This is a genomic window from Mesorhizobium sp. M1E.F.Ca.ET.063.01.1.1 (assembly GCF_003998155.1).
Classification (GTDB): domain Bacteria; phylum Pseudomonadota; class Alphaproteobacteria; order Rhizobiales; family Rhizobiaceae; genus Mesorhizobium.
In genome coordinates this window covers 1-9792 of record NZ_RZSC01000168.1, presented here as the reverse complement: position 1 = coordinate 9792, position 9792 = coordinate 1, and the positions used below count along the sequence as shown (strand labels likewise).

At 65.4% G+C, this 9792-nt stretch carries 9 protein-coding genes and 1 pseudogene; 7 read left to right on the top strand and 3 right to left on the bottom strand.

Annotated features, from left to right (window positions below):
• The 3 genes and pseudogenes from EOA29_RS14500 to glcF all read left to right on the top strand — a co-directional run.
• Positions 1–653 (top strand): annotated as a pseudogene (locus tag EOA29_RS14500) (2-hydroxy-acid oxidase); the annotation flags it as partial.
• A complete protein-coding gene (locus EOA29_RS14495; RefSeq protein ID WP_127221070.1) occupies positions 650–1039 on the top strand; it encodes a DUF4870 domain-containing protein in 390 nt (129 codons plus the stop codon). The pseudogene EOA29_RS14500 and the gene EOA29_RS14495, both read left to right, overlap by 4 nt.
• A 10-nt stretch (positions 1040–1049) precedes the next feature.
• Positions 1050–2375, top strand: a complete 1326-nt coding sequence (gene glcF, locus EOA29_RS14490; RefSeq protein ID WP_127221069.1) for a glycolate oxidase subunit GlcF — start codon at positions 1050–1052, stop codon at positions 2373–2375.
• Positions 2376–2697: 322 nt separating this feature from the next.
• On the opposite strand, the gene EOA29_RS14480 is transcribed toward glcF, so the two are convergent.
• Both EOA29_RS14480 and EOA29_RS14475 read right to left on the bottom strand, forming a co-directional pair.
• On the bottom strand, positions 2698–3618 hold the full coding sequence (locus EOA29_RS14480) for a bifunctional 5,10-methylenetetrahydrofolate dehydrogenase/5,10-methenyltetrahydrofolate cyclohydrolase (protein WP_127221068.1): 921 nt from the start codon (positions 3616–3618) through the stop codon (positions 2698–2700).
• A 309-nt stretch (positions 3619–3927) separates the two neighbouring features.
• Positions 3928–4668, bottom strand: coding sequence for a L,D-transpeptidase (locus EOA29_RS14475; RefSeq protein WP_127221067.1), 741 nt, complete (start codon positions 4666–4668; stop codon positions 3928–3930).
• Positions 4669–4878: 210 nt separating this feature from the next.
• On the opposite strand from EOA29_RS14475, the gene EOA29_RS14470 reads away from it, so the two are divergent.
• Positions 4879–5517, top strand: a complete 639-nt coding sequence (locus tag EOA29_RS14470; protein ID WP_126092597.1) for a DNA-3-methyladenine glycosylase I — start codon at positions 4879–4881, stop codon at positions 5515–5517.
• Positions 5518–5682: 165 nt separating this feature from the next.
• On the opposite strand, the gene EOA29_RS14465 is transcribed toward EOA29_RS14470, so the two are convergent.
• Positions 5683–5922, bottom strand: coding sequence for a hypothetical protein (locus EOA29_RS14465; protein WP_127221066.1), 240 nt, complete (start codon positions 5920–5922; stop codon positions 5683–5685).
• Positions 5923–6254: 332 nt separating this feature from the next.
• Between EOA29_RS14465 and hisS the strand changes: the two genes are divergently transcribed.
• The 3 genes from hisS (at position 6255) to hisG (ending at position 9764) form a co-directional block, all read left to right on the top strand.
• Positions 6255–7775, top strand: a complete 1521-nt coding sequence (hisS, locus tag EOA29_RS14460) for a histidine--tRNA ligase (protein ID WP_127221065.1) — start codon at positions 6255–6257, stop codon at positions 7773–7775.
• 178 nt (positions 7776–7953) lie between these two features.
• Positions 7954–9075: an ATP phosphoribosyltransferase regulatory subunit gene (locus EOA29_RS14455; protein WP_127221064.1), complete on the top strand. Its 1122-nt coding sequence runs from the start codon at positions 7954–7956 to the stop codon at positions 9073–9075.
• Entirely contained in the window at positions 9072–9764 is a 693-nt protein-coding gene (gene hisG, locus EOA29_RS14450; protein ID WP_126092601.1) for an ATP phosphoribosyltransferase, read from the top strand. Before EOA29_RS14455 ends, hisG begins: the two co-directional genes overlap by 4 nt.
• Positions 9765–9792 lie beyond the last annotated feature (28 nt).

Here is a 9792-nt window from a genome sequence, read left to right as displayed (position 1 = left end):
CCATGGCGCTGGCGCTGGGTTCCAGCGCCGAAGCCTCGAGCGCGGCGCATCTGCCGGAGCGGATCGCTTCGCGCGTCGCCACCGGCCATCTCGGCAGCGATGCCGCGACGCTGTTGCGCGTCGAAGGCTTTGGCCCGTCGGTCGTCTACCGCATCGAGGCGTTGCGGAACCTGCTCGGCAAGGCCGGTCCGCTGCAAGAAATCGACGGCGAAACCTCGAAGGCGATGTGGCGCGACATCCGCGATTGCACACCCTTCGCCGATGGCGCCGAGAGGCCTGTCTGGCGCGTGTCGATGGCGCCGTCGCAGGCGCACCACATGGTGATGGCGCTGCGCATGCAGGCGGCCGTTGACGCTTTCTACGACTGGCAGGGCGGGCTGGTGTGGCTCTCCATGCGCGAGGATGATCCGGAGGCGGGGCTGCTGCGCGGATTGATCCGCAAATATGGCGGCGGCCACGCGACACTGGTGCGGGCGTCTGCCTCGCATCGCGCGGCGCTCCCGGTGTTCGAGCCACAGCCGCAGCATCTGGCGGCGCTGTCGGCGCGGCTCAAGGCCGAGTTCGATCCGAAGCAGATTCTCAACCCCGGCCGCATGGCGCCGGGTGCCGGCTCTGCTACTCTCGCTCGACCAACCGAGGGATCAGCATCATGAGCAATACCGATCCAGGCCCGGGCAGCGGACAGCGCCAGACCGATCGCTGGCTGGAGCCGGGCCAGACCAACGCGCTGGTCATCTACATTCTTTACCTCGCCAGCCTTGTCATCGGCGTGACCGGCATTATCGGCATCGTGCTTGCCTACATCAATCGCGGCAAGGCGGGCGGCTTTGTCGAAAGCCACTACACATTCCTGATCAGGACGTTCTGGATCGGCCTTCTCTACGCGCTGATCTCCGTGGTCCTGATGATGCTCGCGATCGGCTTCCTGCTGATGTTCGCGGTCGCCGTCTGGTTCATCGTGCGCTGCATCCTCGGGCTGCAGGCGCTGCAGCGCGGCGAGCCGGTCAAGAACCCGCAAAGCTGGCTTCTCGGACAGTGAGGATTTTTGTGTGCAGACCAATTTCTCAGCCACGCAGCTTGCCGATCCGCATGTCGCGGAATCGGAGAAGATCCTGCGCAAATGCGTGCATTGCGGCTTCTGCACCGCCACTTGTCCGACCTATGTGACGCTGGGCAATGAGCTCGATTCACCGCGCGGCCGCATCTATCTCATCAAGGACATGATGGAGAACGGCCGGCCGGCCGACAAGGAGATCGTCACCCATATCGACCGGTGTCTCTCCTGCCTGGCCTGCATGACGACATGCCCCTCGGGCGTGAACTACATGCATCTGGTCGACCATGCCCGCGCCCATATCGAGACGACCTACAGGCGCCCGCTGCCCGATCGGCTGACGCGCGCGATGCTGGCCTTCGTGCTGCCTTACCCGGGCCGCTTCCGCGCCGCATTGAAGCTGGCCGGGCTCGGCAGGCCGTTCATCGGCCTGTTCGAGAAGCTGCCGGTGCTGAGGCCGGTCGCCGCCATGCTGAAGCTCGCACCCTCGTCGATCCCGCCGGCATCGCCGATGGCTTCACCCGGTACACATGCCGGCCAGGGCGCGAAGCGCGGCCGCGTCGCCATCCTCACTGGCTGCGCTCAGTCGGTGCTCGATCCGGCCATCAACGAGACGACCATCTCCTTGCTGACAAGGCTCGGCGTCGAGGTCGTGGTACCTGAAGGCGAAGGCTGCTGCGGCGCGCTCGTCCATCACATGGGCCGCGAGGATCAGGCCCTTGCCTCGGCCAGGCGGAATGTCGACGCCTGGGCACGCGCGATCGAGCAGGGCGGGCTCGACGCCATCATCATCACCGCGTCCGGCTGCGGCACCACGATCAAGAATTACGGCTTCATGCTGCGCCTCGATCCCGCCTATGCCGAAAAGGCGGCGCGCGTTTCGGCGCTGGCCAAGGACATCACCGAATATCTTGCCGCTCTCGATCTGCCCGAGCCGGTGCGCAAGCCGGGCACGATCGTTGCCTATCACTCCGCCTGCTCGATGCAGCACGGCCAGAAGATCACGCGCCAGCCGAAGGAGCTACTCGCCAAGGCAGGCTTCGTCGTGCGCGAGCCGCAGCAGAGATGGCCTTCGCGCGGCTCGGCCGGCACCTACAACATCCTCCAGTCCGAGATTTCGGCCAGGCTTCGCGACCGCAAGGTCCGGAATATCGAGGCGACCGGCGCTTCAGTTGTCGCCACTGGTAATATCGGCTGCATCACCCAGATAGCCTCAGCGGCCAGGCTGCCGGTGGTGCATACGATAAAACTGCTCGACTGGGCCTATGGCGGCCCGAAGCCGGAAGGGGTTTCAGAGAGAAAGCAGGTCGCGGCAGAGTGACGCTTGGGCGTAGTGACCAAGGCAGTGGCTCCAGGTTTCGAGTTCGCCAAACAACTCTTCCGAGTGCTGGCGCTGCCCCTCACCTGCCTGCCGGCATCCTCTCCCCGTATAGAGACGGGGAGAGGGCGCTGTCATCGCCAGTTTCGCCAATCGCCAACGTTGCAGGAAGGGTGCCGACTTTGCGGCCAGCCCCTTCTCCCCGTCACTATACGGGGAGAAGTGCCCGGCAGGGCGATGAGGGGCGGCGCCGGCTTCGACAATTGGCGTCTCAGCAAAAAGCTGGAAACGGCCCTTGGTTGAGCAATAGCCTGGCGTGCCCCGCCTACTCCGCTGCGAGCTGGTCGGCCACACCGTAGGTCGCGCGGTAGAGCGCGCGCTGGCGGTTGAGCGCCACCATGGTGTTGCGCAGCAGGATCGCGACCGTCAGTGGGCCGACGCCGCCAGGTACCGGCGTGATCCAGGAGGCCACCTCCTTGACGCTCTCGGTGTCGACGTCGCCGACGATGCGGCTTTCGCCGTCGGGCCCGATATCCGAATTGATACCGATATCGATAACACAGGCGCCCGGCTTCACCATGTCGGCCTTGATCAGCCGCGGCTTGCCGACGGCGACGAACAACGCGTCGGCGCGCCGGGCGTGCGCCGCCACCGAGCGCGTCATGTGATGGCACACCGTCACCGTCGCGCCCTCGCTCATCAACAGGAAGGCGATCGGCTTGCCGACGATCTCGGAATGGCCGACGACGACCACCTCGAGCCCTTTGAGGTCGAGGCCGGTCTCTTTGAGCAGCTCGACCGATGCTGCCGCCGTGCACGGCGCCAGATCGAGCTGGTTGTAGACGATGTTGCCGATCGAGGCCGGATGCATGCCCTCGACGTCCTTAAGCGGATGCACCGCCGCCTGCAGCGTCTTGATCGGGATATGCGCCGGCACCGGCCGCTGGATGATGATGCCGGTGACGCGCGGGTCGGCGTTGAGGCCGTGGATCGCCGCTTCCAACTCGCCCGCCGTGATGTCGGCGGCAAAGCGCCTCTCCTCGAAGCCGATGCCGGCAAGCTCGGCCTTGGCGCGCTGGTTGCGCACATAGACTTCGACCGCCGCTATGTCACCGACGGAGATCGAGACGAGCTTCGGCGGAAAGCCTTCGGCGGTGGCAATCGCCGCGTCCTCGCGCACGGAAGCGATGATGCGCTGGGCGACCGGACCACCCCGGAGATAGCGGCTGTCGTCGGACCGGGACATGACTGTGACCTTTGGAGCTGGAACCGTTGGCGTGGGAAATTGTGCGCTGCAATAGCAGAGGACGGCCGGGAAATCAGCCCCCGAAAACGAAACGGCCTGCTTTCGGCGCGACCTGCCGCCAGCCGTGAAAGCGAAAAGGGCAGCGCGGTTTCCCGCGCTGCCCTTTCGTGACTGGCCGTATCCCCACACGGCCCGTCCCCCGTATTCGTTGCCAGTCTAAGCACGTCTCCTAAAAGCGCGCTATGGCTTCAGAGCAACAGCAAGCGCCAAAAACGCCTCAGCGCCGCCTTACTGGCTGATGCGCGGTGACTATATCACCTCGACCGTCGTTCCGACATTCACGCGCTCGTAAAGGTCGACGACGTCCTCGTTGCGCATGCGGATGCAACCGGAAGACACCGCGCCGCCGATCGTCCACGGCTGGTTGGTGCCGTGGATGCGGTATTCGGTGGTGCCGAGATAGAGCGCGCGCGCGCCGAGCGGGTTCTCGATGCCGCCGGCGAGATAGGTCGGCAGGTAGCGGCCCTTGGCCGCCTCGCGCTTGATCATCACGGCTGGCGGGCGCCAGTCCGGCCACACCTTCTTGTCGGTGATCTTGTGCGTGCCCGACCATTCGAAGCCAGGCTTGCCGGTGCCGACGCCGTAGCGTCGTGCCTTGCCGTCCTTCTCGACCAGATAGAGGAAGTTCTGGTGGGTATCGATGACGATGGTGCCGGGTTTCTGCGGGCCGTCATAGGCGACTTCCTGCGGCAGATAGATCGGATTGATCTGCGGCCGCATCGCCATGCGCTTGGCGGGCTGCTGCACGGCCGCGGTGCGCTGCTGATCGGGCTGCGCCTGGAAAAGCCGCCGCGGCTGCTGCTGCGTCGCCTGCCGGGTCGGGCGCACGATGCCGGGCGCGTGGCCGAGCTGCAGCACCCAGGGCGCCGAAAGATCGGGGCTCACCATCACCGGCGGCCTGTCGGCATAACGGTCATCGGCAAGTGAGGTCGTCGCGCCGGCGGCAAGAACCGCGGCTGCGCCGAGCAGTAAAGTGAACGCTGTCTTCATCGGAACGCCCCTCGATCGTCGAACTCGTCCGAGGGAGTGCCCTCGGGTGTCGCGATCCTTGGCGTGGAGCGGCAACCGAAACATGAATCGGAATGCGTAAAATGCCGCTTTGTCAGTAAACCTTTTGGTGTGGTTACCGGCCGGTTCAGGAATCTGGTAAAGCCACGGTAAAACGGGCGCCGAGGCGCATTGACGAACGGATTTGTGGCAATGGGATACGAAAATGCCGGCCTGCTCGACGGCCCCGACGGTATCGCGCGCTGCTTCTGGCATGGCAATCTGCCGGACTATCTCCACTACCACGACCACGAATGGGGCCGACCCGTGGCGGACGACCGCCGGTTGTTCGAAAAAATCTGCCTCGAAGGTTTCCAGTCCGGCCTGTCGTGGCTGACCATCCTGCGCAAGCGCGAGAATTTCCGCGAGGCCTTCGCCAATTTCGACTTCGATCAGGTGGCTCGCTTCACCGATCATGATGTCGAGCGCCTGCTCGGCAATGCCGGCATCATCCGTCATCGCGGCAAGATCGTCTCGACCATCAACAACGCCAAGCGAGCCCGCGAGCTCGCCGATGAATTCGGTTCTTTAGCCGCCTGGTTCTGGAAGTTCGAGCCGGGTCCCGACGAGCGGCCCGAAATCGTCGACCTCGCGCACCTGCGCGCCAATCCGACGACGGCGGTCTCGGTCAGGATTTCCAAGGAATTGAAGAAGCGCGGCTGGAGCTTCGTCGGCCCGACCACCGTCTATGCCTTCATGCAGGCGATGGGCCTGGTCAACGATCATCTCGAAGGCTGTGTGTGCCGTGCCGAGGTAGAGGCGGAGAGGAAGAGGTTCAAGCGGCCGAAGTGAGCACTCTTTCCCTTCGCCCCTTGTGGGAGAAGGTGTCGCCGAAGGCGACGGATGAGGGGTGCTCCAGGGAACGCCAGCGCCTCACTCCGCTGGAACACCCCTTATCCGTCTCGGCGCTGCGCGCCGATCCACCTTCTCCCACAAGCGGAGAAGGTCAGGGTGCACTCAAACGCCGCCGGCGCCCGTCAAAAACAACCCGGCAAGGATGGCCGCCACGGCCGCGACGGCCGGGTAGATCACCAGCAGGCCCGTCACCAGCGCGTCGCGCAAGGTCGGCTTTTGCGCTTCCGCCGCAACCTCGAACGGCCCGGCCGGCTGCTGCGCCGGCTTGAGCGCGAGCCTATCGGCAGGCCGCAGCCTGGCAATTGGCTTGCCGCTCTCGATGATGTCGATCTGTTCCGCCATCGCCCCGAACCCCTTGTTTCCGGGGCGCTTTATGGTCTTGGATTGTGTCTGCAGCGTGCCGCGCTGATGGCGGAATTGTTTCGAAGGCGCGTCTTTGCCTTCTCCCCTTGTGGGAGAAGGTGGATCGATCGCAGCGCCGAGACGGATTAGGGGTGTTGGCCGCAGTGCCGTCAGTGCGAAGCTGGAACACCCCTCATCCGTCGCCTTCGGCGACACCTTCTCCCACAAGGGGGGAAGGGAAGGGGCGCTAACCCTTGCCGCCCAAGGCTGTATCGTCTAGGACACGCCCGCTCGAAATAAGTCAGCGTTTATCAAGCGAAAAGACCCAACCCATGGCCGACAAATCGGAAAAGACGAAAGCGCGGCTGCCGCGCGGTTTTGCCGACCGCAGCGCCGAAGACATCCGCGCCGTCGAGAAGATGATGGCGACCATTCGCTCGGTCTATGAGCTTTACGGCTTCGAGCCGGTCGACCAGCCGATGATCGAATACACCGACGCGCTTGGAAAATTCCTGCCCGACCAGGACCGGCCGAACGAAGGCGTCTTCTCCTTCCAGGACGACGACGACCAGTGGCTGTCGCTGCGCTATGATCTCACCGCGCCGACCGCGCGCTTCGTCGCCGAGAATTACGACCGCCTGCCGAAACCTTACCGCAGCTATCGCTCCGGCTGGGTGTTCCGCAACGAAAAGCCGGGTCCCGGCCGCTTCCGCCAGTTCATGCAGTTCGACGCCGACACGATCGGCACGCCGGGCGTGGCGGCCGATGCCGAAATGGCGATGATGATGGCCGACGTTATGGAAGCGCTCGGCATCAAGCGCGGCGACTACGTCATCCGCGTCAACAACCGCAAGGTGCTGGACGGTGTGCTGGAAGCGATCGGCCTCGGCGGCGACCAGAATGCCGGGCGCCGGCTGACGGTGCTGCGCGCCATCGACAAGCTGGACAAGCTGGGTGTTGAGGGTGTGCAGCTACTTCTGGGCACGGGTCGGAAGGACGAGAGCGGAGATTTTACCAAGGGCGCCGGACTAGATAAGCCGCATATCGAGTTGGTGATGAACTGCGTCGCGGCAGTCGGCGAAATGCGCGCCAGCAACCATGCCACCGTACAAGATCTGAAAGGCTCTCTCGGGAACATATCGGCTTGTGAAGCAGGCTTGAACGAACTCGAAGAAATTGCGTTGCTTTGCGACGCGGCTGGATATGGACCGGCGCGAATCAAGATTGACCCCTCCGTCGTGCGCGGCCTGGAATATTACACCGGTCCGGTCTTCGAGGCCGAGCTTCTGGCCGAGATCCCCAATGAGGACGGCCAGATCGTGCGTTTCGGTTCGGTCGGCGGCGGCGGCCGCTATGACGGGCTCGTCTCGCGCTTCCGCGGTGAGCCGGTGCCGGCGACCGGCTTCTCCATCGGCGTCTCCCGGCTGATGACGGCGCTGAAGAACCTCGGCAAGCTCGACATTTCCGACGTCGTCGCCCCGGTCGTCGTACTGGTCATGGACAAGGACACGGAAAGCCTCGGCCGCTACCAGAAGATGGTTGCCGACCTGCGCGCCGCCGGCATCCGTTCCGAAATGTATCTCGGCGGCGCCGGCATGAAGGCGCAGTTGAAATATGCCGACCGCCGCGGCAGCCCGATCGCCGTCATCCAGGGCGGCGACGAGCGCGCCAAAGGCGAGGTGCAGATCAAGGACCTGATCGAAGGCGCGCGCCTGTCGGCCGAGATCACCGACAACGCCGAATGGCGCGCCGCAAGGCCGGCACAGGTGACTGTGGCGGAAGGTGAACTGGTGGCCGAGGTGAAGAAGATCCTGGCGGCGCAGGCGGCCGATCGCGCGAAAGGTGGCGCTTGAGCACCCCCCTCTGTCCTGCCGGACATCTCCCCCGCAAGGGGGGAGATTGGATGTCGCCTTGGCTTTCGCCAATCGCCGACGTTGCAGGACGATTGCCGTCGGCAAAACTGCCGATCTCCCCCCTTGCGGGGGAGATGGCCGGCAGGCCAGAGGGGGGTGCCTCGCGCCCAGCCTTCCCATGACCTCCCGCTACCCCGCCATCGCCGCCGACATCGTAAAACTCTTCGCCGCGCGCGACACGCACGCCGTCGAAGTCGCCGTGCTGCAGCCGGCCGATCCGTTCCTCGACATGGCCGGCGAGGATCTGCGCCGCCGCATCTTCCTGACCGAGAGCGAGACCGGCAAGACGCTTTGTCTCAGACCGGAATTCACCATTCCCGTCTGCCTCGACCACATCGCCAGCCAGGCCGGCACGCCGCGCCGCTACTCCTATCTCGGCGAAGTATTCCGCCAGCGCCGCGAGGGCGGCAACGAGTTCTTCCAGGCCGGCATCGAGGATCTCGGCGACCGCGACACGGCCGCTGCCGATGCCCGCTCGCTGGCCGACGCGCATGCGCTGCTGTCGCTGGTGCTGCCCGGACAGACGCTTGCCGTGACGCTTGGCGACCAGACCCTGTTCGAGGCGGTGCTGGCGGCGCTCGGCTTGCCGCGCGGCTGGCGCATGCGGCTCGCCCGTGCCTTCGGCTCGGCGCCGATGCTGGAGGCAGCCCTTGCCGATCTCGCCAATCCGCCGCGCAACAGCCAGCTCTCCGGTCCGGTCGCCATGCTGGTGCTCGACGGCGATGCGGAAGGTCTTGCCGCGCATATCGCCGCCGGCATGGAGGAGGCCGGCCTGTCGGCTTCGTCCGGCCGTGCGCCGGCCGACATCGCGCGCCGGCTGATCGAGAAGGCGCAACTGCGCAGCGTGCGGCTGTCGAAGGAGGCGTTCTCGGCGCTGAAGGGCTTTCTCGAGATCGACGTCGCGCTGGGTGGCGCGACCGAGGCACTCGAAATATTCGCCGCCGATGCCGGCCTGTCGCTGGGCGCGGCGCTCGAGAATTTCGCCGCCCGCGCCAGCGCGATCGAAGCGCACGGCCTGCCGGTCGAAAAGATCCGCTACGACGCCGCCTTCGGCCGCCCGCTCGATTACTACACCGGTCTGGTCTTCGAAATCGCGGCCGCCGACGGCGACCGGCCGCTGGTCGGCGGCGGCCGCTACGACCGGCTGCTGACGCTGCTTGGCGCCAAAAAGCCGATCCCCGGCGTCGGCTTCTCGGTCTGGCTCGACCGCATCGAGGCCTTGCGGGAGAGCGCGAAATGATCACGCTGGCGATCCCGTCCAAAGGCCGTCTCAAGGAGCAATCGCTGGAAGTGCTGGCCAAGGCCGGGCTGGCGGTGACCCTGCCGCAGGACGACCGCAAATACCGCGCCCGCATCGATGGCCTCGACACTGTCGAAGTGGCGTTCCTGTCCGCGTCGGAAATTGCCGGCGAGATCGGCAAGGGCGCGGTCGATCTCGGCATCACCGGCGAGGACCTGTTGCGCGAGAACCTTGCCGACTGGGAAGCGCGCGCCGAGATCGTCGCCCGCCTCGGCTTCGGCCACGCCGATGTCGTGGTGGCCGTGCCGGACATCTGGCTCGATGTCGACACCATGACCGATCTCGACGATGTCGCCGCCGATTTCCGCCAGCGCCATGGCCGACGCTTGCGCATCGCCACCAAATATTGGCGGCTGACGCAGCAGTTCTTTTCGCTGAAGCACGGCATCCAGGTCTACCGCATCGTCGAAAGCCTCGGCGCCACCGAAGGCGCGCCGGCGGCGGGGCTGGCCGACGTCATCGTCGACATCACCACCACCGGCTCGACCTTGCGCGCCAACCACCTCAAGGTGCTGGGCGATGGCGTGATCCTGAAGTCGCAGGCCTGTCTGGTGGCTTCGAAGAAGGAGCGTGATGCGGTCGATCAGGCGCAATTGCGCGATATAGCCGCGAGAATCCCTCCCCCTTGAGGGGAGGGTGGACAGCCGCCGAAGGCGG